At 67.4% G+C, this 23405-nt stretch carries 21 protein-coding genes and 1 pseudogene; 10 read left to right on the forward strand and 12 right to left on the reverse strand.

The genetic code is table 11. The annotated features are described in order from the left end of the window. Nucleotides 1-45: 45 nt before the first annotated feature. From rng to CDO46_RS23475, 8 genes are all read right to left on the reverse strand, one after another. Entirely contained in the window at nucleotides 46-1512 is a 1467-nt protein-coding gene (rng, locus tag CDO46_RS23440; protein WP_087841012.1) for a ribonuclease G, read from the reverse strand. A 67-nt stretch (nucleotides 1513-1579) separates the two neighbouring features. Continuing rightward, a complete protein-coding gene (locus CDO46_RS23445; protein ID WP_087841013.1) occupies nucleotides 1580-2176 on the reverse strand; it encodes a nucleoside triphosphate pyrophosphatase in 597 nt (198 codons plus the stop codon). Between the two features lie 146 nt (nucleotides 2177-2322). Then, nucleotides 2323-2796: a 23S rRNA (pseudouridine(1915)-N(3))-methyltransferase RlmH gene (rlmH, locus tag CDO46_RS23450; protein ID WP_087841014.1), complete on the reverse strand. Its 474-nt coding sequence runs from the start codon at nucleotides 2794-2796 to the stop codon at nucleotides 2323-2325. A gap of 91 nt (nucleotides 2797-2887) precedes the next feature. Beyond that, nucleotides 2888-3247 carry a ribosome silencing factor gene (gene rsfS / locus CDO46_RS23455; protein WP_087841015.1) on the reverse strand — a complete coding sequence of 120 codons (360 nt, stop codon included), beginning with the start codon at nucleotides 3245-3247 and terminating at the stop codon, nucleotides 2888-2890. 2 nt (nucleotides 3248-3249) lie between these two features. Then, nucleotides 3250-3879: a nicotinate (nicotinamide) nucleotide adenylyltransferase gene (gene nadD / locus CDO46_RS23460; protein ID WP_254914665.1), complete on the reverse strand. Its 630-nt coding sequence runs from the start codon at nucleotides 3877-3879 to the stop codon at nucleotides 3250-3252. Next, nucleotides 3876-4784, reverse strand: coding sequence for an oxygen-dependent coproporphyrinogen oxidase (gene hemF, locus CDO46_RS23465; RefSeq protein WP_087841017.1), 909 nt, complete (start codon nucleotides 4782-4784; stop codon nucleotides 3876-3878). Before hemF ends, nadD begins: the two co-directional genes overlap by 4 nt. Continuing rightward, complete coding sequence (purD, locus tag CDO46_RS23470) at nucleotides 4781-6076, reverse strand: phosphoribosylamine--glycine ligase (protein ID WP_087841018.1); 1296 nt, start codon at nucleotides 6074-6076, stop codon at nucleotides 4781-4783. Before purD ends, hemF begins: the two co-directional genes overlap by 4 nt. Next, a complete protein-coding gene (locus CDO46_RS23475) occupies nucleotides 6073-6807 on the reverse strand; it encodes a YebC/PmpR family DNA-binding transcriptional regulator (protein ID WP_087841019.1) in 735 nt (244 codons plus the stop codon). The genes purD and CDO46_RS23475 overlap by 4 nt, the downstream gene beginning before the upstream one ends. Before the next feature lie 234 nt (nucleotides 6808-7041). On the opposite strand from CDO46_RS23475, the gene CDO46_RS23480 reads away from it, so the two are divergent. From CDO46_RS23480 to CDO46_RS23505, 6 genes are all read left to right on the forward strand, one after another. Beyond that, nucleotides 7042-8562 carry a helicase HerA-like domain-containing protein gene (locus tag CDO46_RS23480; protein ID WP_087841020.1) on the forward strand — a complete coding sequence of 507 codons (1521 nt, stop codon included), beginning with the start codon at nucleotides 7042-7044 and terminating at the stop codon, nucleotides 8560-8562. 106 nt (nucleotides 8563-8668) lie between these two features. Beyond that, on the forward strand, nucleotides 8669-9157 hold the full coding sequence (locus CDO46_RS23485; RefSeq protein WP_087841021.1) for a MarR family winged helix-turn-helix transcriptional regulator: 489 nt from the start codon (nucleotides 8669-8671) through the stop codon (nucleotides 9155-9157). A 94-nt stretch (nucleotides 9158-9251) separates the two neighbouring features. Further along, nucleotides 9252-10676, forward strand: coding sequence for an efflux transporter outer membrane subunit (locus CDO46_RS23490; protein WP_087841022.1), 1425 nt, complete (start codon nucleotides 9252-9254; stop codon nucleotides 10674-10676). A gap of 57 nt (nucleotides 10677-10733) precedes the next feature. After that, nucleotides 10734-12044, forward strand: a complete 1311-nt coding sequence (locus CDO46_RS23495; RefSeq protein WP_087841023.1) for an efflux RND transporter periplasmic adaptor subunit — start codon at nucleotides 10734-10736, stop codon at nucleotides 12042-12044. Between the two features lie 25 nt (nucleotides 12045-12069). Beyond that, nucleotides 12070-13683, forward strand: coding sequence for a DHA2 family efflux MFS transporter permease subunit (locus CDO46_RS23500; protein WP_087841024.1), 1614 nt, complete (start codon nucleotides 12070-12072; stop codon nucleotides 13681-13683). 82 nt (nucleotides 13684-13765) lie between these two features. Then, nucleotides 13766-14629: an N-acetylmuramoyl-L-alanine amidase gene (locus tag CDO46_RS23505; RefSeq protein ID WP_303395847.1), complete on the forward strand. Its 864-nt coding sequence runs from the start codon at nucleotides 13766-13768 to the stop codon at nucleotides 14627-14629. A 19-nt stretch (nucleotides 14630-14648) separates the two neighbouring features. On the opposite strand, the gene upp is transcribed toward CDO46_RS23505, so the two are convergent. After that, a complete protein-coding gene (upp, locus tag CDO46_RS23510) occupies nucleotides 14649-15299 on the reverse strand; it encodes a uracil phosphoribosyltransferase (RefSeq protein ID WP_087841025.1) in 651 nt (216 codons plus the stop codon). A 109-nt stretch (nucleotides 15300-15408) separates the two neighbouring features. On the opposite strand from upp, the gene CDO46_RS23515 reads away from it, so the two are divergent. After that, entirely contained in the window at nucleotides 15409-16383 is a 975-nt protein-coding gene (locus CDO46_RS23515; protein WP_087841026.1) for a quinone oxidoreductase, read from the forward strand. Nucleotides 16384-16399: 16 nt separating this feature from the next. After that, nucleotides 16400-17299, forward strand: coding sequence for a lipid A hydroxylase LpxO (lpxO, locus tag CDO46_RS23520; RefSeq protein WP_087841027.1), 900 nt, complete (start codon nucleotides 16400-16402; stop codon nucleotides 17297-17299). Between the two features lie 62 nt (nucleotides 17300-17361). Here the strand turns inward: lpxO and CDO46_RS23525 are convergent, their stop codons facing one another. Both CDO46_RS23525 and CDO46_RS23530 read right to left on the reverse strand, forming a co-directional pair. Further along, nucleotides 17362-18564 (reverse strand): CynX/NimT family MFS transporter, encoded by a 1203-nt coding sequence (locus tag CDO46_RS23525; protein ID WP_087841028.1) that lies wholly within the window; start codon nucleotides 18562-18564, stop codon nucleotides 17362-17364. Nucleotides 18565-18567: 3 nt separating this feature from the next. Further along, nucleotides 18568-19296: a GntR family transcriptional regulator gene (locus CDO46_RS23530; protein ID WP_087841029.1), complete on the reverse strand. Its 729-nt coding sequence runs from the start codon at nucleotides 19294-19296 to the stop codon at nucleotides 18568-18570. Between the two features lie 311 nt (nucleotides 19297-19607). Here CDO46_RS23530 and CDO46_RS23535 point away from each other — a divergent pair, with 311 nt between their 5' ends. Together CDO46_RS23535 and CDO46_RS23540 are read left to right on the forward strand one after the other, a co-directional pair. Beyond that, nucleotides 19608-20912, forward strand: coding sequence for an aromatic ring-hydroxylating dioxygenase subunit alpha (locus tag CDO46_RS23535; RefSeq protein ID WP_087841030.1), 1305 nt, complete (start codon nucleotides 19608-19610; stop codon nucleotides 20910-20912). Nucleotides 20913-20920: 8 nt separating this feature from the next. Continuing rightward, nucleotides 20921-22096 (forward strand): annotated as a pseudogene (locus CDO46_RS23540) (glutamine synthetase); the annotation flags it as partial. 63 nt (nucleotides 22097-22159) lie between these two features. Here CDO46_RS23540 and CDO46_RS23545 read toward each other — a convergent pair. Next, nucleotides 22160-23295 (reverse strand): IS3 family transposase gene (locus tag CDO46_RS23545; RefSeq protein WP_087841031.1). Its coding sequence is split into 2 segments (ribosomal slippage): nucleotides 22160-23040 and nucleotides 23040-23295, totalling 1137 coding nucleotides; the frame shifts between segments, so codons are not numbered across the junction. Nucleotides 23296-23405 lie beyond the last annotated feature (110 nt).

A 23405-nucleotide genomic window follows, 5' to 3' on the forward strand; every position in this document is an offset into this window, starting at 1 on the left:
TAGGCCGTGGTTGCGTGCGCATGCCGTTTGATCCAGACATCCGCATCACATCAAAATTATGTCGTACTGCTCCTGGCTATAAATACCCTCGACCTGCAGCGAGATCGGCTTGCCGATGAAATCGCCCAGCGCCGCCAGGTTCTGGCTTTCCTCTTCCAGGAACAGGTCCACCACTGCCTGGGCGGCCAGGATGCGGAATTCCTTGGGGTTGAACTGCCGCGCCTCGCGCAGGATCTCGCGCAGGATCTCGTAGCACAGCGTGCGCGCGGTCTTGACCTGGCCCCGGCCCTGGCAGGTGGGGCAGGATTCGCACAGCACGTGGCTGAGCGATTCGCGCGTGCGCTTGCGCGTCATCTCGACCAGTCCCAGCTGGGTGAAGCCGTTGAGCGTGATGCGCGTGCGGTCGCGCGCCAGCGCCTTGCGCAGTTCGCCCAGCACCGCCTCGCGGTGTTCCAGGTTCTCCATGTCGATGAAGTCGAGGATGACGATGCCGCCCAGGTTGCGCAGCCGCAACTGGCGCGCGATGGCCTGCGCCGCCTCGAGATTGGTCTTGAAGATGGTGTCGTCGAAGTTGCGTCCGCCGACGAAACCGCCCGTGTTGACGTCGATGGTGGTCAGCGCCTCGGTCTGGTCGATGATGAGGTAGCCGCCCGATTTCAGCTCGACCCGGCGCGACAGGCCCCGGTTGATTTCCTCGTCGACGTTGTAGAGGTCGAACAGCGGGCGTTCGCCGGTGTAGTGCATGACCTTGTCGATGACCGAGGGCGTGAACTCCCGCGCCCAGGCCAGCAGCCGGGTGAAGCTGCTGCGCGAATCGATCTGGATGGAGGCCGTCTCGGTGCTGACCACGTCGCGCAGCACCCGCTGCGCGAGGTTGAGGTCTTCGTGCAGCAGCCACGGCGCCCCCTTGGTGCGGGCCTGCTGCTGCATGATGGCCCACAGCTTGCCCAGGTAGGCGATGTCGGCCGCGAGTTCCTCGTCGGAAGCATCCTCGGCCTGGGTGCGCACGATGTAGCCGCCTTTCTCCTCGGCCGGCACCAGGCGCTGGACCCGGTCGCGCAACTGGTTGCGCTCGGCCTCGGATTCGATGCGCTGGGAGATGCCGATGTGGGGATCGTAGGGCAGGTAGACCAGCATGCGGCCGGCCACGCTGATCTGCGTGGACAGGCGGGCGCCCTTGGTGCCGATGGGGTCCTTGATGACCTGCACCATCAGGGTCTGGCCCTCGAACAGCAGTTTCTCGATGGGCGTGGCGGGGTGGCCGCCGTGGGCGCGCTCCTGGCGGCTTTCGCGGATGTCGGCGATGTGCAGGAAGGCGGCGCGGCCCAGGCCGATGTCGATGAAGGCGCTTTGCATGCCCGGCAGCACGCGCGCGACGCGGCCGAGGTAGATGTTGCCGACGTAGCCCTTTTGCGAGGTGCGCTCGATGTGGAGTTCCTGGACGGCTCCCTGCTGGATGACGGCGACCCGGGTTTCGTAGGGGGATACGTTGATGAGAATGTCTTCGGTCATGGAATGTGCCGGTGGCGTGCGCGACTATCCGCAGCTTACCGCGAGTCGGGTGCCGGCGGGGCCGGGATCAGGGCAGGACGATGCCGGCCAGCCCCAGCAGGCGCGCCGTCTCGTACAGCGGCAGGCCCATCACGCCGGTGAAGCTGCCGGCGATGTGCTGCACGAATACGCCGCCCAGGCCTTGTATGCCGTAGGCGCCGGCCTTGTCGTAGGGTTCGCCGGTGTCGCAATAGCGCGCGATGTCGCGCGGCGTCAGTTCGCGAAAGCGCACGCGGGTGATCGAGACGTCTTCGTGCAGCGCGCCGCGATGGACCAGCGCGAGGGCCGTGTGCACCTCGTGCTCGGACCCCGACAGCCGGGCCAGGATGCGCTGGGCATCGTCCCGGTCGACCGGCTTGCCCAGCACCTCGCCGTCCAGGATGACGGTCGTGTCCGCCGCCAGGATGGGGCGCTCGGCCAGCTTGCGCTGCTTCAGCAGTTCGGCGCCGGTCAGCGCTTTTTCGCGGGCCGTGCGGCGCACGTAGTCGGCGGCGGGTTCGCCCGGTAGCTGCGGCTCGTCGGGACCGTCCGAGGGCGGCGGCAGCAGCAATTCGTGCTCGACGCCCAGTTGCGCCAGGAGTTCCCGGCGGCGCGGGCTGCGCGAGGCGAGGTAGATGGAGGGCATGTCAGCGCCCCATGGCGCGATGCGCCTTTCGTGACGGATGAAGCGGGTGCTGGTTGATCCAGGACGCCGCGGATCCGGCTTTGCCGGTCCGCCAGCGTCGCCCCCTTGAGGGGGCCCGCGTAAGCGCGTAGGGGGTGGGTTTCATCCTAGCCGCCTCGATGATAGGGGTGGTTGGCCAGGATGGACCAGGCCCGGTACAGTTGCTCGGCCAGCAGCACGCGCACCATGCCGTGCGGCAGCGTCAGGCTGGACAGCCGCAGCATGCCGTGGCAGCGGCGCTTCAGGTCGGGGTCGAGCCCGTCGGGCCCGCCTATCAGCAGGGCGACGTCCTGGCCGTCGTCGCGCCATTGCTGCATCTGTTTGGACAGGTCCATCGTGGTCAGGTCGCGGCCCCGCTCGTCCAGGGCCAGCCAGCGTCCGCCGGCGGGCAGGGCGGCTTCGATGCGCCGGGCTTCCAGCGCCTGCATCTGCGCGGCGGTCTTGCCCGTGGTGCGCGGCTCCGGCCGCACCTCGCGCAGTTCGATCGGCAGGTCGGGCGGCATGCGCTTGGCATAGTCCGCATAGGCCTCGTCCACCCAGCCCGGCATGCGATGCCCCACGGCGATGATGATGAGCTTCATGCCCCAAGCCTCGTTAGTCAGATGTCCAGACCCAGGATGCGGTGGATCCGGCTTTGCCGGTCCACTCGCATCGCCCCCTGGGGGGCGCGCGTCAGCGCGTAGGGGGGGGACTCAACTTCACCCGGACGGGCTTGCCGCCCCAGACCTCTTCCAGGTTGTAGTACTGGCGGATGGCCGGCTGCATGATATGGACGACGATGTCGCCCAGGTCCACCAGCACCCACTCGCCGGTTTCCTCGCCTTCGGTGGCGATGACCTCGCCGCCCAGGGCCTTGATCTTCTCGCTCACGCTGGAAGCCAGGGCCCGGGTCTGCCGGTTCGAGGTGCCGCTCGCGATGACGACGCGGTCGAACAGGCTGGTCAGGTGGGTGGTGTTCAGCACCGTGATGTTCTGCGCCTTGACGTCCTCGAGGGCATCGACGACGGCGCGTTGTAGTTTGCGTATGTCCATATTCAGGCCTGATACAGGCGATGCTGGGTGATGTACCGAAGTACGGCGGGGGGAACGAGGCCGTCGACCGATTCGCCGCGGGCCAGCCGTTGCCGGATGCCGGAGCTGGATATCGCCATCTCGGGCATGGGCAGCCGGTGCAGGGTGCGCCCGTGCCGCGCCAGTTCCGCGTGTAGCGCAGCGGGCGGCTCGGGCTCGTTGCCAGGGCGGCCGGCCACCGCGAGATCGGCCAGCGCGACGATGCCCTGCCATTCATTCCAGGTACAGAAATTCGCCAATTGGTCCGCGCCCAGGATCCAGACGTAGCGAGCGTCTCCAGCAACCGGCGTGCCCGTGCCGCCCGCCAGGGCGCGCAGGGTATCGATGGTGTAGCTGGGACCGCCGCGATCGATCTCGATCCGGTTCAGGGCCAGACCGGGCTGGCCGGCGATGGCCAGCGCGACCATCTGCGCGCGCTGTTCGGCCGTGGCGGCCAGGGGCTGGCGCTGCCACGGCGCGGCCGCGGGTATGAGCTGGACCGAGGCTGCGCCCAGGTGGGCGAGCGCCGTGCGGGCCAGCGTCAGGTGCGCTTCGTGGATGGGGTCGAAGCTGCCCCCCAGAAGACCGATGCGAGGTGTCGTGGAGGCGCTCAAACCCAGTCCCGGGGGGGCAGCAGTTCGTAGAGGCGGGCCTCGGGCGAACCGGGTTCGGGGTGCCAGTCGTAGCGCCATTGCGCCAGCGGCGGCATGGACATCAGGATGGACTCCGTGCGCCCGCCCGATTGCAGGCCGAACAGCGTGCCGCGGTCGAAGACCAGGTTGAACTCGACGTAGCGTCCGCGGCGGTAGGCCTGGAAGTCGCGTTCGCGTTCGCCGTAGGGCAGGGCCAGGCGCCGGCGCACGATGGGCAGGTAGGCATCCAGGAAGGCATCGCCCACCGAACGGGTGGCGGCGAAGGCATGGTCGAAGCCGCCTTCGTTGAAGTCGTCGAAGAAGATGCCGCCCAGGCCCCGGGCTTCCTTGCGGTGCTTGAGGTAGAAGTACTCGTCGCACCACTTCTTGAAGCGCGGATGGAGATCGGCGCCGCTGGGGTCGAGCGCGGCCTTGCACGCGCGGTGGAAATGGACCGCGTCTTCCTCGAAGGGGTAGTACGGGGTCAGGTCCATGCCGCCGCCGAACCAGAACACGTCATCGTCGTCCGATGCATGGACGGACTTGGCAATGAACACCCGCACGTTCATGTGCACCGTGGGCACGTAGGGATTGCGCGGGTGGATCACCAGCGAGACGCCCATGGCTTCCCAGGGGCGTCCGGCCAGCTCGGGGCGGTGGGCGCTGGCCGAGGGCGGCAGCGTGGCGCCGGTCACGTGGCTGAACAGCACGCCGCCGCGTTCGAACACCCGGCCTCCCTCGATCAGCCGGGAGACGCCGCCCCCGCCTTCGGCCCGCTCCCAGGCGTCCGAACGGAAGGGGCCGCCTTCGATTTCCTCCAGGGCCTGGACGATGCGGGACTGCAGGCCGGTGAAATAGGCGCGGGTCAGCGCGGTGTCTATCTTCATGCCGTGCCGGGCTCCGCGGGGGCGTTGCGGCGCGTGATGGCCCGCCAGCCGATGTCGCGGCGGTACTGCGCGCCATCGAAATGGATGGACTGCAGCACGTCGTAGGCGCGCTGCTGGGCCAGCCGGGCGGAGTCGCCCAGGGCCGTGACGCACAGCACCCGGCCGCCGCTGGTCCGGACCTCGCCGCCGCTTTCGGTGGTGCCGGCATGGAAAACCATGCTGTCGGGCGTCTCGGCGGGCAGGCCGCGGATGACGTCGCCCGTGCGCGGGGTGTCGGGATAGTTGTGGGCGGCCATGACCACGCCCAGCGCGGTGCGGCGGTCCCAGTCGATGTTGGCCTGGTCCAGCGTGCCGGCCACCGCGTGCTCGAAGACTTCCAGCAGGTCGCTCTTGACGCGCATCATGATGGGCTGCGTTTCGGGATCGCCCATGCGGCAGTTGAATTCCAGCACCTTGATGCCGTTCGGGCCGATCATCAGGCCGGCGTACAGGAAGCCGGTGAACGGAATGCCGTCCTTGGCCATGCCCTGGATGGTGGGCCAGATGACCTCGCGCATGATGCGGCCATGCAGCTCGGGCGTGACCACGGGGGCGGGCGAGTAGGCGCCCATGCCGCCGGTGTTGGGGCCTTCGTCGTTGTCCTTGAGGCGCTTGTGGTCCTGGCTGGTGGCCAGCGGCAGCACGTGCTTGCCGTCGCACAGCACGATGAAGCTGGCTTCCTCGCCCTCGAGGCATTCCTCGATCACCACGCGGGCGCCCGCCTGGCCCAGCTTGCCGTCGCCCAGCATGGCGTCGACCGCGGCGTGGGCTTCCTGGACCGAGGCGGCGACCACCACGCCCTTGCCGGCGGCCAGGCCGTCGGCCTTGATGACGATGGGCGCGCCTTCCTGGTCGATGTAGGCGTGCGCCTGCGCCGGGTCGGTGAAGGTCTGGTACCTGGCGGTGGGAATGCCGTGCCGGACCATGAAGGCCTTGGCGAAGTCCTTGGAGCTTTCCAGCTGCGCGGCGGCCTTGGTGGGACCGAAGATCTTCAGGCCGCGCGCGCGGAAGATGTCCACCACGCCGGCCGCGAGCGGGGCCTCGGGACCGACAACGGTCAGGCCTATGCCTTCCTTTTCGACGAAGTCGGCCAGTTGCGTCGGGTCGGTGATGGGAATGTTCTGCAAGTGCGAGGTCAGGGCCGTGCCGCCGTTGCCGGGGGAGACGAACACCTTCTGTGTCTTGGCGGCCTTGGCCAGTTGCCAGGCCAGGGCGTGTTCGCGGCCGCCGGAGCCGATGACGAGAAGCTTCATGTGGGTGACTCGTCCATGACCGCCGTGGTGTAGACCTCCTGGACGTCGTCCAGGGATTCCAGCACGTCCAGCAATTTCTGCATTTTCTCGGCATCCTCGCCGGACAGGGCCGTTTCGTTGAGCGCCTTCATCACGATGCCGTCCATCTCGGCCTTCATGCCGGCGCCGTCGAAGGCCTGCTTGACGGCGACGTAGTCGGTGGGGGCACAGATGACCTCGATCACGCCTTCGTCGTCGGTGATGACGTCCTCGGCGCCGGCATCGAGCGCGAGTTCCATGATCTTGTCCTCGGGCGTGCCGGGGGCGAACAGGAACTGGCCGCAGTGCTTGAACATGAAGGCGACCGAGCCTTCCTGACCCAGGTTGCCGCCGTGCTTGGCGAAGGCGTGGCGGACCTCGGCCACGGTGCGCGTGCGGTTGTCGGTCATGCAGTCGACGATGACGGCCGCTCCGCCGATGCCATAGCCTTCGTAGCGGACTTCCTCGTAGTTGTCGCCGTCGGCTCCGCCGGCCCCGCGCGCGATGGCCCGCTGGATGGTGTCCTTGGGCATGTTGGCGTCGGTCGCCTTGTCCCACGCCAGGCGCAGGCGGGGGTTGGTGTCGGGGTCGGCGCCGCCGGCGCGGGCGGCCACGGTGACTTCACGTATCAGTTTGGTCCACAGCTTGCCGCGCTTGGCGTCTTGGCGCCCTTTGCGGTGCTGGATATTGGCCCATTTGCTATGTCCGGCCATGGAAATCGCTTGTATCGTAACGATGAAAGGGGCATTTTAGCTTGACCGGCAGGTGGCGGCTCCCGGAGGAATGTCCACTTGCTGCCAATACCACAGACTGCGTACCGTCCCAGCCCTGCGAAAGCTGCCGGCGCGGGGCGAAGAACCAGGACTGGCGCGGCTTTTGACAAGAGCGGGGCCTTGCGCACAGAATCCCCGCAACCCCCGACGCCCAGTTTGCCCAACGGAACCATCATGGCCGCTCCCATTCTCCTCGCCAAGAACGCCAACACCGAGCTTTTCCTGCTGCCCGGCATGGCCAACCGCCACGGCTGCATCACCGGCGCGACCGGCACCGGCAAGACGGTCACCCTGCAGGTCATGGCCGAAGCCTTCTCGCGCCAGGGCGTGCCGGTATTCATGGCCGACGTCAAGGGCGACCTGACCGGAATTTCCCAGGCCGGCGTGGCCACGCCCAAGCTGCAGGAGCGGCTCAAGTCGCTGGGGCTGGACGAACCGGCCTGGGGCGCGAGCCCGGCCACGCTGTGGGACGTATTCGGCGAGCAGGGGCATCCGGTGCGGGCCACGGTTTCCGACATGGGGCCGCTGCTCCTGGGCCGCATGCTGAACCTGAACGACACCCAGGCCGGCGTGCTGACCATGGTGTTCCGCATCGCCGACGACAACGGCCTGCTGCTGCTGGACCTGAAGGACCTGCGGGCCATGCTGCAATACGTGGGCGACAACGCCGCCCAGTTCAAGACGCGCTACGGCAACGTCTCGGCCGCCTCGGTGGGGGCGATCCAGCGCGGGCTGCTGGCGCTCGAGGCGCAGGGCGGCGACCGCTTCTTCGGCGAGCCCATGCTGAACATCGACGACCTGATGCAGACGGACGCCCAGGGGCGCGGCGTGGTCAACATCCTGGCCGCCGACAAGCTGATGCAGTCGCCCACGCTGTACGCGACCTTCCTGTTGTGGATGCTGTCCACGCTGTTCGAGCACCTGCCCGAGGCCGGCGACACCGACAAGCCGAAGTTCGTGTTCTTCTTCGACGAGGCGCACCTGTTGTTCAACGACGCGCCCAAGGCGCTGCTGGACAAGATCGAGCAGGTGGTCCGGCTGATCCGTTCCAAGGCCGTGGGCGTCTATTTCTGCACCCAGAACCCGCTGGACATCCCCGAGACGGTGCTGGGCCAGCTCGGCAACCGCGTGCAGCACGCGCTGCGGGCCTTCACGCCGCGCGACCAGAAGGCGGTGAAGTCGGCGGCCGACACCATGCGGCCCAATCCGGGCCTGGACATCGCCGCCGCCATCACCGAGCTGGGCGTGGGCGAGGCGCTGGTCTCGCTGCTGGACGAAAAGGGCCGGCCGGGACCGACCGAGCGCGCCTACGTGGTCGCGCCGGGCAGCCGGATCGGCCCGGCCACCGACGCCGAGCGGCAGGCGCTGCGCCAGTCGTCGCTGGTGGCGGGGATCTATGAAAAGGCCGTCGACCGGGAATCGGCCTATGAAATCCTGGTTGCCCGCGCGGGGGGCGGCACGGCCGCCTCAGGCGGCGCCGCGGCCCCGGCCCAGCCTGGCCAGCAGCCGGCGTCCGAGGGCGGCCTGGCCGATGGCCTGCGCGACATCCTGTTCGGTTCCACCGGCCCCCGGGGCGGCCGCCGCGAAGGCGTGCTGGAGTCGGCCGCCCGCAGCGCCGTGCGCTCGATGGGCACCCAGCTCGCGCGCGACCTGACCCGCGGGCTGCTCGGTTCGCTGCTGGGCAAGCGGCGCTGATACCGGCCGCGCATGGCGCGGCCATGAAGTCCCTGTCGCCAGCAGGGACTATAAGTGGGTCTATTACTGCATTGACAACCATTGCCTATGCAGCAATAATGCCGGCATGGCAGATTCCACCTCGTCCCCCCGCATTTCTCCGGAGCTGGCCGACCTGATTCGGCGCTACGACCCGGAAGAAAGCGTGGGCTACCTGATCAAGCAGGCCCATTTGTCGCTGCAGCGCGCCGTCGATGCCGAAATGACGGCGCTCGACCTGACGGCCATGCAATGGGGTCCGCTGATGTTGCTCGCCATGGGGCGGGGGGAAACGGCGGCCGAACTCGCGCGCAGCGCCTGTTCGGACACCGGCGCCATGACGCGCATGCTCGACCGCCTCGAATCCAAGGGATTGATACGGCGGGTGCGCAGCGCGGAAGACCGCCGGGTCATCAAGCTGGAGCTGACGGAAGAGGGCGTGCGCGCCACCGAGCAGGTTCCGCAGCGCCTGCACGACGCGGTCGATCTGCACACCCGCGATTTTTCCGAACAGGAAGTCCAGCAATTGAAGTCCTTGCTGCGCCGCATGGCGGCCAACGGCGCCCAGCGCGGCTGAGGCCGGGCCATCGGGGCGCGGCCCTTGTTTCGTTTTTATGACTGCCTAAGCAGTAATAGGCAAGGCAACTAAATTCAGCGGATCGTAAGCTTCCATGAAAAAAATCTTGCTAGTGCCCCTGGTCGCCGCCCTGGCCGCGTGCGCCGGCATGGACCGGGACGGCGCCTCGCACGCCCGCCTGGTCGATGCGCCCACGCTGGGCATGGCGCAGGCCGACGTCAGGTGGCCGGTGCAGCAGTGGTGGCATCGCTACGGCGATGCGCAACTGGACGGCCTGGTCGATGAGGCCATCGCGGGCAGCCCGTCCATCGTCATCGCCCAGGCCCGCCTGGCGCGCGCCGAGGCAGCCGTGGGCAACGCCCGCGCGAACGGCCTGCCCCAGGTCGACGGTACCTTCACCGCCACCCGCCAGCGCTATACCGAGCATGGCGCCATCCCGGCGCCGCTGGCCGGCGGCGTGCGCACCGATTCGCGGCTGGCGCTGAACGTGAGTTATGAACTGGACTTCTGGAACAAGAACGGCTCGCTGCTGAAGGCCGCGGTGTCCGAAAGCCGGGCGGCGCAGGCGGAGAACCAGGCGGCGGTGGGCATCCTGGCCAGCGCGGTGGGATCGGCCTACTTCAACCTGCAGCGTCTGTTCGCTCAGCGCGATGTGCTCCTGGCCGCCATCGGGCAGCGCGAGGGCGTGGCCGACCTGACCCGCCAGCGCTATGCCTCGGGGCTGGATACGCAGGTGGAGGTCAAGCAGGCCGACTCGGCGCTGGCCGAAGCCCGTACGCAACTGGCGCAGGTCGACGAGAGCATCGCCCTGCAGCGCAACGAACTGGCCGCGCTGGCGGGGGCCGGCCCGGAGCGCGGCGCGGCCATCCGGCCGGTGCCGCTGGTGTCGCCCGGCACCGAGGTGCCGGCCAGCATACCGCTGTCGCTGCTGGGCCGGCGCGCCGACATCGTCGCTGCCCGGTGGCGGGTCGAGTCCGCCCAGCGCAACGTCGACGCGGCCAAGGCCATGTTCTATCCCGACGTCAACCTGGCCGGCTTCGTCGGCACGTCGGCACTGGGGCTGTCCAATCTGTTCAAGTCCGGCAGCCAGATCATCGGCGTCGGCCCGGCCATCACCCTGCCGATCTTCGAGGGCGGGCGGCTCAATGCCAACCTGAAGGGCCGGGCGGCGGACACCGATCTGGCCATCGCGTCCTACAACCAGACCGTGCTGCATGCCGTCAACGAAGTGGCCGACACGCTGGCGTCGATCCGCGCGCTGGACCGCGAGAGCGGCGAGCAGCGCAAGGCCCGCGAGGCCATCGAGCAGGCCTACGAGCTGGCGGTCAAGCGCTATCGCGCCGGCCTGGGCAACTACCTGAGCGTGCTGACCGCGCAGAGCGCGGTGCTGACGCAGACCCGGCTGGATACCGATCTGAAGGCCCGCGCCCTGACGCTGGACGTCGCGCTGGCCAAGGCGCTGGGCGGCGGCGCGGAACTGCCCGCCGGCCCGGCCGAGCCGGTCGCCGCCGCGCGCTAGCCGAACGAGTCGAACACCTGTTCATGCCGCGCGCAGCGCGGCGCAAGGGAAAAAGAGATGGAAACCGCACAACAAGCTTCCAAGAACCCCCGCAAGAAACTGCTGCTGGGCGCCGCAGGCGTGTTCGCCGTGGCCGCCGTCGCCTACGGCGCCTGGTGGGCGCTGGTGGCCCGCCATTACGAAGGCACCGACGACGCCTACGTGCAGGGCAACCTGGTGCAGATCACGCCCCAGATCGCCAGCACGGTCGTCGCCATCCAGGCCGATGACACCGACTACGTGAAGTCCGGCGATCCGCTGATCCTGCTGGACAAGGCCGACGCACAGGTGGCGCTGGACCAGGCCCAGGCCGCGCTGGCCCAGACCGTGCGCCAGGTGCGCACGCTGTACGCCAACAACGGCGCGCTGACCGCCAACATCGCGGTGCGCCAGGCCGACATCGAGCGCGCGAAAGCCGATCTTGCCAAGGCCCAGAACGATGCCAAGCGCCGGCAGGAGCTCGCCTCGTCCGGCGCGGTCAGCGGCGAAGAACTGCTGCACGCCGAAACCGCGGTCAGCAACGCCAAGTCGGCGCTGGCCTCGGCGCAGGCGGCCCTGGTGGCCGCGCGCGAGCAGCTCGCCACCAATACCGCGCTTACCGACGGCACCAGCGTCGAGCAGCATCCCAACGTCCTGGGCGCCGCGGCCAAGGTCCGCGAGGCCTACATCAACCTGTCGCGCACCACGCTGCCCGCGCCCGTGACCGGCTACGTGGCCAAGCGCAGCGCGCAGGTGGGGCAGCGCGTGGCCCCCGGCGCCTCGCTGATGACTATCGTGCCGCTGGACCAGGTGTGGGTGGATGCCAACTTCAAGGAAGTGCAACTGGGCCGCATGCGCATCGGCCAGCCCGTCACGCTGGAAGCGGACGTCTACGGCTCGAAGGTCGAATACCACGGCAAGGTCGCCGGCCTGGGCGCCGGCACCGGCAGTGCGTTCGCCCTGCTGCCTGCCCAGAACGCCACCGGCAACTGGATCAAGGTGGTGCAGCGCGTGCCGGTGCGCATTGCCCTGGATCCCAAGGAAATCGAGGCGCATCCGCTGCGCGTGGGCTTGTCCATGAACGTCTCGGTGGACGTGTCGTCCACCGACGGCCCCGCGCTGGCCGAGGCGACGCGCACCGAGCCCGCCTACTCGACCACGGTCATGGACCACGCCCGCGAGGATGCCGATGCCCTGGTGGCCGCCACCATCGCCCAGAACCTGGGCGGCCGCGCGGCCGAAGCCAAGCCCGCGATGGCCAAGACCTCGCCGCTGCACATCTCGACGCCCGTCCGTGCCGAGCTGGGCGGCGCGACGACGGTCGCTCGCCACGGCGCGGGCGTGATGTAAAGCCGCGCCGGCCACGGATGCTTCCATGACGACCAACGCTTCTTCCCCGGCGGCGGCCGACGAGCCCGCCGCGAACCCCGCGCCCGGCAGTCCGGCGGCGGCCCATCCGCCGCTGCAGGGCGGCCAGCGCCTGCTGGGCACGGTCGCCCTGTCGGCGGCGGTGTTCATGAACGTGCTCGACACGTCCATCGCCAACGTGTCGCTGCCGGCCATCTCGGGCGACCTGGGGGTCAGCACCAGCCAGGGTACCTGGGTGATCACCTCGTTCGCGGTGGCCAATGCCATCTCGCTGCCGCTGACGGGATGGCTGACCATGCGCTTCGGGCAGGTGCGGCTGTTCATCGCCTCGGTGCTGCTGTTCATCGTCGCGTCGTGGCTGTGCGGTCTCGCCCCCAACCTGGAATCGCTGATCGCGTTCCGCGTGCTGCAGGGCCTGGTGGCCGGCCCGATGATTCCGCTGTCGCAGACCCTGATGCTGGGCAGCTACCCCCGCGAGAAATCCGGCATGGCGCTGGCGCTGTGGGCCATGACTACCCTGGTGGCTCCCGTGGCCGGCCCCTTGCTGGGCGGCTGGATCTCCGACAACTATTCGTGGCCGTGGATCTTCTACATCAACATCCCCGTCGGCCTGGTGGCGGCATGGGTGAGCTGGAGCATCTACCACAAGCGCGAATCGCCCATCCGCAAGCTGCCCATCGACACCATGGGGCTGGTGCTGCTGGTAGTCTGGATCGCGGCGCTGCAGATCATGCTGGACAAGGGCAAGGAGCTCGACTGGTTCGCCAGCGGCACCATCGTGACGCTGGCCGTCATCGCCGTGGTCGGCTTCGTGTTCTTCATCATCTGGGAACTGACCGACCGGCATCCCGTCGTCGACCTGCGGCTGTTCGCGGGGCGCAATTTCACCGTCGGCGCGCTGACGCTGTCGATCGCCTACGCGGTGTTCTTCGGCAACGTGGTGCTCTTGCCGCTGTGGCTGCAGACGCAGATGGGCTACACCGCTACCGACGCCGGCATGGTGACCGCGCCCATCGGGTTGCTCGCCATCGTGTTCACGCCCATCGTCGGCCGCATGCTGGCGCGCACGGATCCCCGCATCCTGGTGACCGTCGCCTTCGGCGTGTTCGCCGCGGTCAGCTTCATGCGTTCGAACTTCACGCCGCAGGCCGACATCGTGACCCTGCTCGAGCCCACGGTGATCCAGGGTGCGGGGATGGCGGCGTTTTTCGTGCCCCTGGTGTCGCTGACCCTGGCCGGATTGCCGCCTGACAAGATCGCCAGCGCCTCGGGCCTGTCGAACTTCCTGCGGATCACCGCGGGGGCGTTCGGCACTTCCATCTCGACGACGATGTGGGAGGACCGGGCGGCCATGCATCATGCCCACCTGACCGAGCACATCGCCGCCGGCAGTGGCGCCACGTCGCAGGCGCTCTCGAGCATGCAGGGCGCGGGCATGTCGCCGGACCAGGCGCTGGCGTCGGTCAACAACCTGATCAACGGGCAGGCGCTGACGATGTCCGTGGTCGACATCTTCTACGGTTCGGCCATCATCTTCCTGGTGCTGACCGCTATGGTCTGGCTGGCCAAGCCGGGCAAGCGCGGCGCGGGCGCCCCGGTCGATGCGGGCGGCGCGCACTGAAGGGCGGGGCGGCGGCCGTGAAATTTACGGCGGCCTCGCGAACGACTATATTCCATCGGATTTCCCCGGCAGCAGCAATCCGATGACCCGGTCTTACCTTTCCCGGCCCCTGGCCATGCTCGGGCTTGCCGGCCTGCTGGTGCTCCAGGGGTGTGCCCCGATGGCGCCAGGCAAGGCCGGCCTGGACATCGACACGTCCGTCAGCGCACGCAGCCAGGGCAGCCGCGTGCGGTTCATCGTGCTCCACTACACGGTGTCCGAGTCGCCGCGGGCGCTGGGCATACTCAGCCAGGGCGAGGTCAGCAGCCATTACCTGATCACCGACGACGAGCCGCCGCGCATCTACCGGCTGGTGGACGAGAGCCGCGCCGCCTGGCATGCCGGCCAGAGCGAGTGGGGCGGCTATACCTGGCTCAATCGCAGTTCGATAGGCATAGAGATCGTCAATCGCGGCCCGGTCGGGACCGCCGCCGACGGTACGCCGGCCTGGCAGCCGTACCGGCCGTCGCAGATCCGGGCCGTGAAGGCGCTGGTGCGAGACATTGCCGAGCGCCACGGCGTCGCGCCCGAGAACATCGTCGGCCACAGCGACATCGCGCCGCTGCGCAAGCAGGACCCCGGGCCGCTGTTTCCGTGGCGCGAACTGGCGCGCGAGGGCGTGGGGCGATGGTATGACGAATCGGTGGCCCAGGCGCTGGGGGCGCGCTTCGCTGCCCAGGGGCTGCCCGACATGGCTTCGGTCCGGCAGCAACTGGCCCGGGTGGGCTATGCGGTGCCGCCCCTCGAGGCGCCCGAGCGCGAGATGCGGGCGGTCGTCGCGGCGTTCCAGATGCACTACCGGCCCGCGCGCTACGACGGCGTGCTGGATGCCGAGACCGCCGGCGTGCTGGCGGCGCTGGTGGCAGCGTCGGGGCCGGCGGGCGCGGGCGATGCGTCGGCCTGGTAGGAGCCCGGGGGACGCCGGCCTAGTTCTTGGTCCCGAAGAGGCGGTCGCCGGCGTCGCCCAGCCCCGGCACGATGTAGGCGTTCTCGTCCAGGTAGTCGTCCAGCGACGCCAGGTACATGGGAACGTCGGGGTGGTGGTCGCAATAGACCTGCATGCCCTCGGGCGAGGCCACCAGCGCGACGAAGATGATGTTCGAGGCCGGCACGCCGCGCTTTTTCAACGCCTCCACGGCGTGGGCGGCCGAATAGCCCGTGCCTATCATCGGATCGCACAGGATGAAGGTGCGGCCTTCCAGCTCCGGCAGGCGCACGAGGTATTCCACCGGCCGGTGCTGATCGTCGCGATACAGGCCGATATGGCCGACGCGGGCCGAGGGCACCAGGTCCAGCAGTCCGTCCGCCATGCCGCTGCCCGCGCGCAGCACCGGCACCACGGCGAGCTTCTTGCCGGCGATCACCGGCGCGTCCATCGGCGTCATGGGCGTCTCGATGGGGCGCAGCGCCAGCGGCAGGTTGCGGGTGACCTCGTAGCCCATCAGTTGCGAGATTTCGCGCAGCAACTGGCGGAACGTCCGCGTCGACGTGTTCTTGTCGCGCATGTGGGTCAGCTTGTGCTGGATCAGCGGGTGATCGAGGATGAACAGGTTGGGAAAGCGCGGATCGGTCTTCACATGCGTACCTTGAGGATGGGCGGACGGCGCCTCGGCGCGGCCGATATTCTCCGCGATTGTATGCGCGATTAGAATGCGGCATGACCATTGCCCATCAAGGAGATTCCAGATGTCCAAGGCGATACGCATCGAGCAGCATGGCGGCCCCGAAGTGCTCAAGCTGGTTGACGTCGACGTGCCCGCCCCCGGTCCCGGCGAAGTCCGGATCCGGCAGCACGCGGTCGGCCTGAATTTCATCGACATCTATTTCCGCACCGGCCTGTATCCTGCCCGGCTGCCCGCCGTGCTGGGGTTCGAGGCGGCGGGCGTGGTCGACGCTGTGGGGCCCAAGGTCCGGCACCTGAAGGTGGGCGACCGCGTGGCCTATGGGCAGAGCCCGCTGGGCGCCTATGCGGAAGTGCGCAACCTGCCCGCCTTCCAGGTGGTCCGCATCCCGGACGGCGTCGGTTTCGACCAGGCCGCGGCCATCATGCTCAAGGGGCTGACGGTGCAGTACCTGTTCCGCCAGACCTACCGCCTGCAGGGCAACGAGACCATCCTGTTCCACGCCGCGGCCGGCGGCGTCGGCCTGATCGCATGCCAGTGGGCGAAGGCTTTGGGCGTAAAATTGATCGGTACGGTGTCCTCGCCGGAAAAGGCGGCGCTGGCCAAGGCCAACGGCGCGTGGCAGGTCATCGACTACAGCCGCGAGAACGTGGCCGAGCGCGTGCTCGAGCTGACCAAGGGCAAGAAAGTGCCGGTGGTCTACGACGGCGTGGGCAAGGACACCTGGGAAACGTCGCTCGACTGCCTGCAGCAGCGGGGCCTGATGGTCAGCTTCGGCAACGCGTCGGGCGCGGTCACCGGGGTCAACCTGGGCATCCTGGCGCAGAAGGGATCGCTGTTCGTGACGCGGCCCACCGTGGCGCATCACGTGGATACCCTGGAAAAAATGCAGGCCGCGGCGGCCGACCTGTTCGAGCTGGTCGTCGCGGGCAAGATCAAGCCGCGCATCGAGCAGCGCTTCAAGCTCGAGGACATCGCCCAGGCCCACGAGTCGCTGGCCGCCCGCAAGACCACCGGCTCCACCGTACTAGAGGTGTAGGGGGATAGGACTGAACATGAAATGGATCATCGTCGCGCTGTACCTGGGCGCCATCGGCTACGTGCACTTCCGGGGCAAGGTCCGGCTGCGCTTCTTCAGGCAGTTGTTCGACCATTCCTCGATCGTGGCACCCGTCAACGCGTTCATGTACCTGTTTTCCCGGGTGCCCGCCGTGCCGTACATCCCGGTGCGGCAATTGCCGGCGCTGCAGGCGCTGGACGACAACTGGGAGGTCATCCGCGACGAGGCGGTGAAACTGCGCGACGCGCAGCGCATCCGCGCGGCGGAAAAGAACAACGACGCGGGTTTCAACTCCTTCTTCAAGTCGGGCTGGAAACGGTTCTACCTGAAGTGGTACGAGGCTCAGCATCCGTCCGCGCACGAGTACTGCCCCCGCACGGTCGAGATCCTGCGCGGCATTCCCGAGGTCAAGGCCGCCATGTTCGCCGAACTGCCGCCCGGGGCGAAGCTCAATCCCCACCGCGATCCGTTCGCCGGCTCGCTGCGCTACCACCTGGGGCTGGAGACGCCGAACGACGACCGCTGCTTCATCGAGGTGGACGGCGAGCGCTACAGCTGGCGCGACGGGCAGAGCGTGGTGTTCGACGAGACCTTCATCCACTGGGCCGAGAACGGGACGGACCGCGACCGCATCATCCTGTTCTGCGACGTCGAGCGTCCGCTGCGCTACCGCTGGGCGCAGGCCTTCAACAAGTGGATGGGGCGCAAGGTCATGACCGCCGCCAGTTCGCCCAACGAAGAGGGCGACAAGACGGGCCTGATCAACAAGCTGTTCTATGTCGTCTGGGTGGCCGGGCAGTATCGCCGCAGGCTCAAGAACTGGAACCGCACGGTCTACCGGCTGACCAAGGCAGCCCTGATCATTGGCGTGGTCGCGCTGATCATCTACATCTGAGCCAGAGGCGCGGCCGCAGGGCAGCAGGCAACGGCCATGGCGGCGAGCGCCATGGCCGTTTTTCATAGTCCCCGCGAGCGGGCGAACGTTCCCAGGGCCAGGCCGGTCGTGGCGCACAGCGCCATCAGCGGCAGGGCATGGGACCAGTCCGGCACCGGGCCGGACAGCGTGACGGCCCAGGTCACCAGCGGGGCGGCCGCGAACTGGCCCAGGTTGGAGCCCTGCAGGAACAGCCCCTGGAGGCTGGCGATCTGGTCCGGACTCTTGGCCAGGCGCGGCGATGCCGACAAGGTGGCCGCCGGCAGGGTGCCGCCGATCAGGTTCAGGCTCAGGCAGGCCATGAAGCGGACGGCATCCGGCAGCCAATCCGAGAAGATCGCGCAGGCCGACAGGCCGACGACGACATGGGCCGTCATGATCAGCGAGCTGCCGCGCAGGCCGCGCTGCAACAGCGAGGCGCCGAGCACCGAGCCGCCGGCGTTGAAGAAGATCACGACGGCGGTCAGCAGGGAGGCGGTGCGCAGCGACAGCCCGCGTTCCTGGATGGCCCAGGTCGGCAGGAAGGTCATCACCGTGAAGAACTGGATGGCGTAGAACGTGAACGAAAGCCCCAGCACCCAGGGCACGAGCTGGCGCAGCCCGCCCGTCAGCTTGCGCCAGTCCAGCGAGCGCGCAGCCGGCCTGGCATGGACATAGCGCTTGCGCCAGAGTCCCATCCAGACCGCGCACACGGCCGTCACGCCGGCGATCAGCGTCCATAGCAGGCGCCAGTGGCCGTCCTCGAGCAGCAACGGTGCCGTCAGCAGCGCGAAGCTGATGCCCAGCGGCATGTAGGCCGACCAAAGGGCCAGCACCAGGCGGGTCTGGTGCGGCGCGCTGAGCGCCGTCAGCAGGGTGGGTACCGACACGACGATCGCGATCTGCCCGGTGCCTTCCAGGATGCGGCTGGCCAGCAGCATGGCATAGCTGTCGGATACCGCGCCCAGCAGCCCCCCGGCCATCAGCGCGCACAGGCCGGCGAGGGTGAAGCGCCAGGCGCCGACGCGGCCGGAGACGAGTCCCATGCCTGCCGCGCACAGGGTGGCAATGGTGCTGAACAAGGAAACGACCCAGCCTACCTCGCGCAGGCTCAAGCCCAGGTCCTGCTGCAGCAGCGGCAGCGCGGGGGGCATCTTGCCCACGCACAGGGCGACCAGGATGCCGCAGGCCACGCCCAGGCCGACACCGGGCCAATCGGTGCGTTGGGAACCTCTGTCGAGGGCCATGCGTCAGGCCTTGCCCAGGACGATCTTCATGGCGGGCAGCAACTGGGCCGCCGTTTCCGGGCGCTCGAGCGCGTATTCCAGGTTCATTTGCGCGACATCCACGTGTTCCTCGGCCAGCGCCTGCGCACGGGCACCTTCGCCTTTCTCCATGGCCTGGACCAGCCGGTGATGCTGCAAGTGGGCGTAGACCATCCACTTCTGCCGTTCGTCCCCGGTGTTCTGCATCGGCAGCATGGTGCTGGGCGAGGCGAAGGGCAGGCGATTGTTCATTTCTATGGCGCGCGCCAGGGCGAAGTTGCCGGCGGCATCGATGATCAGCTTATGGAAGCGATCGTTCATTTCCCCGTACAGGGCATAGTCGTCATAGGTCATCTCGGCCTTGTTGACCGCGCGGTCGCCGTCCTGCAGGCAGGCCCGCAGGTCCAGCGACAACTGGCGCGAGACGCCATGCTCGGCCACCAGACGGGCGGCCATGCCTTCCAGGTGGCCGCGCACCGCGATCGCATCGTGGATCTCGCGCGGCGTGAAGCGCCGCATCATGTAGCCGTTGGTGGGCGAGGGCTCGATCAGCCCTTCCTGTTCCAGGGCGGCCAGCGCCAGGCGAATGGGCGTGCGCGACACGCCCAGCTTCTCGGCCAGCGGAATCTCGGCCAGACGTTCGCCGGGCGTGAATTCCCCTTTGAGTATCAGGTCCCGCAGTTGCACCAATACGCGCGTCTGTTGCGATTCCAATGTCGCTCTCCTTTGCGGGTGCGGCGCGTGCCCCTCGAGGCGCGGCGCGATCACCGGCGCTCATTGTATCCAATTGATTGGCTGGATCCAGTTTTATGATTCTGGGGCATTCTTCAGCTATGGAGGCCCCCGTTCAAGGTCAGGCTAGGGAAAACGATGTGGTTGTTTAAGTTTTTGAAAAATAAAGATAATTAATGATTCATGGCATTCTTCGCAATAATGCGTGATCAAGATCGGCATGGCATGGGTTTACATCGTTGGATCCATAGAATAGTATCTTGCATACATCGCATCGTCCCATTGGAGTTCGTATGTCCCCTGAACAGAATCAACGCATCACCCGCGTGGGGGTGGGTACGCCGGCCGGCAACCTGCTGCGCCGGTACTGGCAGCCCGTTGCCCTGGTCGACGAACTGGAGGGCGATCGCCCGGTCCGCCCGGTCAAGCTCATGGGGCAGGACTTCGTCTTGTTCCGCGACGAGCAGGGACGCTACGGCCTGCTCGATCGGGACTGTCCGCACCGCGGCGCCGACCTGGCCTTCGGGCGCCTGGAGGATGGCGGACTGCGCTGCCTGTTCCATGGCTGGCTGTTCGACGTCGATGGCGCCTGTCTGGAAACGCCGGCCGAGCCGGAAGGCAGCAAGCTGCCCCAGCGCATCAGGCAGAAGTCCTATCCCGTGGTCGAGAAGAGCGGCCTCCTGTTCGCCTACATCGGCGAAGGCGAGCCTCCGGCGTTTCCCCACTTCGACTGCTTCGTCGCCCCGAACGAATACACCTTCGCCTTCAAGGGCTATCTCGACTGCAACTGGCTGCAGGCGCTGGAGGTCGGCATCGACCCCGCCCACGCTTCGTACCTGCACCGCTTCTTCGAGGACGGCGATACCGAGGCCAGCTACGGCAAGCAGTTCCGCGGCGCGTCGGCCGACTCCAACCTGCCCATCACCAAGGTGCTGCGCGAGTACGACCGCCCCGAGATCAAGGTCGATCCGGCCAACTACGGGCTGCGCCTGACCGCGCTGCGCCGGCTGGGCGGCGAGCAGACCCACGTGCGCGTGACCAATCTCGTCTTCCCCCAGGCCTTCATCATTCCCATGAGCTCCGAGATGACGATCGCCCAATGGCATGTGCCCATCGATGACGAAAGCTGCTACTGGTACGCCATCTTCACCAGCTTCGGCCAGCCGGTGAACAAGCAGCAGATGCGCGAGCAGCGCCTGGCGCTGTACGAGCTGCCGGACTACATGCCGCGCGTGGGCCGTTTCAACAACTACGGATACAACGCCAAGGAGCAGGCGACGCAGACCTACACCGGGATGGGGCACGACATCAACGTGCACGACCAGTGGGCCGTGGAATCGCAAGGCAAGATCCAGGACCGTACCCGCGAGCACCTGGGCTCCACCGACAAGGGCATCGTCGCCTATCGTCGCCTGCTGCTCGAGGCCATCGACCAGGCCGAGCGTGGCGAAAAGGCCCTAATGATGATCGATGAGTCGCAGGCGGGCGAATTCACCGGCCCGCCGTCCATCGACGGCATCGGCCCGGACGATACCTGGAGCGATTACTGGAAGGTCGCGGACGAGAAGCGCCGCAAGAGTTCCGAGTGGGCCGCGTAGGGGGCGACATGTCTTTCGTTGATCGGTTCGGCCTGTGGTCCGAGGTCCAGCAGCAAGCCGCGCGCGACGTCATCGCCGCCCTCGAGAGCGGCAAGCTGGATGTCGTGCGTTTTTCCTTCCCCGACCAGCACGGGATCCTGCGCGGCAAGACGCTGGTGGCCCAGGAGGCGGTGCGCGCGCTCAAGAGCGGCGTCACCATCACCACCACCATGTACGCCAAGGATACGTCGCACCGGACGGTGTTCCCGGTGTTCACGTCCGGCGGCGGCTTCAGCCGCCCCGAGATGCAGGGCGCCGCCGACGTGCTGATGGTGGCCGATCCCACCACGTTCAAGGTCCTGCCCTGGGCGCCCAATACCGGCTGGCTGTTGTGCGACACGTACTTCCAGACCGGCGTACCCGTGCCGTTCGATACCCGCCAGCTGTTCCGCAAGACGCTGGCGAACCTGAACGAAGCCGGGTATGGCCTGATCACGGGGCTGGAGGTCGAGTGCCACGTCTTCAGGGTGGCGCAGCATCACATGCGCCCGGAAGACGCGGGCCAGCCCGGCCAGCCAGGCGTGCCCCCGGATGTCGAACTGATGTCGCACGGCTACCAGTACCTGACCGAGCTGCGCTATGACGCGGTCGACGCGGTCATGGAACTGGTGCGCAAGACCACGCAGCAACTGGACCTCCCGCTGCGTTCGCTGGAAGTGGAGTTCGGTCCCAGCCAGTTCGAGTTCACCTTCGCGCCGGGCGATGCGCTCAAGACCGCCGACGACATGATCCTGTTCCGCAACGCGGTCAAGCAGGTCTGCCGCCGCGAAGGCTTCCATGCCACTTTCATGTGCCGCCCGCGCATCCCGAACGTCGTGTCCAGCGGCTGGCACCTGCATCAATCCCTGCGCCGCCTGTCCGACGGCAGCAATGCCTTCGTGCCCGCCGAGGCGGGCCAGGACCTGTCGCCGGTGGGGCGCCACTACCTGGGCGGGCTGCTCGCCCACGCCTGCGGCGCCACCGCGCTGTCCACGCCGACGCTCAACGGCTACAAGCGCTACCGGCCGTATTCGCTCGCGCCCGATCGGGCGATCTGGGGACGGGACAACCGTGGCGTCATGCTGCGCGTGCTGGGCGGCGTGGGCGACTCCGCGACCCGCATCGAGAACCGGGTGGGCGAACCCGCGGCGAATCCCTACCTGTATTTAGAGGTGGCTCCGGTTGTTTGGACAGTATTTTGAGATTTTAAGTGGAACGCTCCGGGCACATCATGCTGCCGTTTTAATCGCAGGCAGCATCGCGAAGTATGCCTCATCGGGGGTCTGATCGGCCAAACTGGAGTGAGGGCGCCTCTGGTTGTACAACTGGATATACGCCCCGATGGACTGCCTGGCCTGGCTGACCGATTCGTAGGCCTTCAGATACACCTCCTCGTACTTGATGCTGCGCCATACCCGTTCGACAAACACGTTGTCGCGCCAGCTTCCCTTGCCATCCATGGATAACCGGATGCCTCGGCTTTGTACCGCTTCAGTGAAGGCGCTGGCTGTGAATTGGCTGCCCTGATCGGTATTGACGATATCAGGCAACCCGTAGCGGGTAAAGGCTTCTTCCAAGGCGTCAACGGCATGCACCGCTTCCAGCGTGATGGCCACCCGATGAGCCAGAACCTTGCGACTGGCCCAGTCTACGACTGCGGTCAGATACACAAAGCCCCGAGCCATCGGGATATAGGTCGTATCCAGCGCCCACACCTGATTGGCCCGGTTAATCCGCATATCGCGCAGCAGGTACGGCCAAACTTTGTGCTGGACGTTGCGCCGGCTCGTGTTGGGCTTGCAATACAGCGCCTTAACGCCCATGCGTTTCATCAGGGTGCCCACGTGTCGTCGGCCGACCTCATGGCCGTCACGGCGCAGTAGCCGCGCCAGCATGCGGGCCCCGGCAAACGGAAACTCCAGATGCAGCTCGTCGATCCGGCGCATCAACATCAGATCTCTATCGTTGACAGGCCGGGCCTGATAATACACGCTCGATCGAGCAATCCCCACCAATTTGGCCTGGCGTGACACCGGCAGTGCATGCGTACGGTCTATCATCGCTTTGCGCTCAGCAATCCCGCCTTGGTGAGCGCGCTTTCTAAAAAATCATTCTCCAGCGTGAGCTGGCCGATCTTGGCATGTAGCACCTTCAGATCGGCCGGCGGCTCGTTGTTGCTCTGTCCTGCCGACCCGAATACGTCCGCCGCCTTCTCCTGCAACTGCCGCTTCCATTCCGTGATCTGGTTCGGATGCACATCAAATTGCTGAGCCAGTTCGGCCAGGGTGCGATCCCCCTTGACCGCCGCCAAGGCCACCTTGGCCTTGAACGCCGCTGAGTGTGTTCGTCTCGTTCTCTTGGTCATCTCTCTGGTTCCTTTACCGGCATTATCGCCGGATCAGGCCCAGAGCTCTCCACTTATCGGACTGTCTGAATTTCCGCCGCCACCTCTGTTTGGAGCCGGTGACGGTGCCG

It is taken from the genome of Pigmentiphaga sp. NML030171, assembly GCF_002188635.1.
GTDB classification, from domain to species: domain Bacteria; phylum Pseudomonadota; class Gammaproteobacteria; order Burkholderiales; family Burkholderiaceae_B; genus Pigmentiphaga; species Pigmentiphaga daeguensis.

What these genes read in the sequence shown, in the direction of transcription:
- rng (WP_087841012.1), bottom strand. Translation starts at nt 1,512, where the DNA reads ATGACCGAAGACATTCTCATCAACGTATCCCCCTACGAAACCCGGGTC.
- CDO46_RS23445 (WP_087841013.1), bottom strand. Translation starts at nt 2,176, where the DNA reads ATGCCCTCCATCTACCTCGCCTCGCGCAGCCCGCGCCGCCGGGAACTC.
- rlmH (WP_087841014.1), bottom strand. Translation starts at nt 2,796, where the DNA reads ATGAAGCTCATCATCATCGCCGTGGGGCATCGCATGCCGGGCTGGGTG.
- rsfS (WP_087841015.1), bottom strand. Translation starts at nt 3,247, where the DNA reads ATGGACATACGCAAACTACAACGCGCCGTCGTCGATGCCCTCGAGGAC.
- hemF (WP_087841017.1), bottom strand. Translation starts at nt 4,784, where the DNA reads ATGAAGATAGACACCGCGCTGACCCGCGCCTATTTCACCGGCCTGCAG.
- purD (WP_087841018.1), bottom strand. Translation starts at nt 6,076, where the DNA reads ATGAAGCTTCTCGTCATCGGCTCCGGCGGCCGCGAACACGCCCTGGCC.
- CDO46_RS23475 (WP_087841019.1), bottom strand. Translation starts at nt 6,807, where the DNA reads ATGGCCGGACATAGCAAATGGGCCAATATCCAGCACCGCAAAGGGCGC.
- CDO46_RS23480 (WP_087841020.1), top strand. Translation starts at nt 7,042, where the DNA reads ATGGCCGCTCCCATTCTCCTCGCCAAGAACGCCAACACCGAGCTTTTC.
- CDO46_RS23485 (WP_087841021.1), top strand. Translation starts at nt 8,669, where the DNA reads ATGGCAGATTCCACCTCGTCCCCCCGCATTTCTCCGGAGCTGGCCGAC.
- CDO46_RS23490 (WP_087841022.1), top strand. Translation starts at nt 9,252, where the DNA reads ATGAAAAAAATCTTGCTAGTGCCCCTGGTCGCCGCCCTGGCCGCGTGC.
- CDO46_RS23495 (WP_087841023.1), top strand. Translation starts at nt 10,734, where the DNA reads ATGGAAACCGCACAACAAGCTTCCAAGAACCCCCGCAAGAAACTGCTG.
- CDO46_RS23500 (WP_087841024.1), top strand. Translation starts at nt 12,070, where the DNA reads ATGACGACCAACGCTTCTTCCCCGGCGGCGGCCGACGAGCCCGCCGCG.
- CDO46_RS23505 (WP_303395847.1), top strand. Translation starts at nt 13,766, where the DNA reads ATGACCCGGTCTTACCTTTCCCGGCCCCTGGCCATGCTCGGGCTTGCC.
- CDO46_RS23515 (WP_087841026.1), top strand. Translation starts at nt 15,409, where the DNA reads ATGTCCAAGGCGATACGCATCGAGCAGCATGGCGGCCCCGAAGTGCTC.
- lpxO (WP_087841027.1), top strand. Translation starts at nt 16,400, where the DNA reads ATGAAATGGATCATCGTCGCGCTGTACCTGGGCGCCATCGGCTACGTG.
- CDO46_RS23525 (WP_087841028.1), bottom strand. Translation starts at nt 18,564, where the DNA reads ATGGCCCTCGACAGAGGTTCCCAACGCACCGATTGGCCCGGTGTCGGC.
- CDO46_RS23535 (WP_087841030.1), top strand. Translation starts at nt 19,608, where the DNA reads ATGTCCCCTGAACAGAATCAACGCATCACCCGCGTGGGGGTGGGTACG.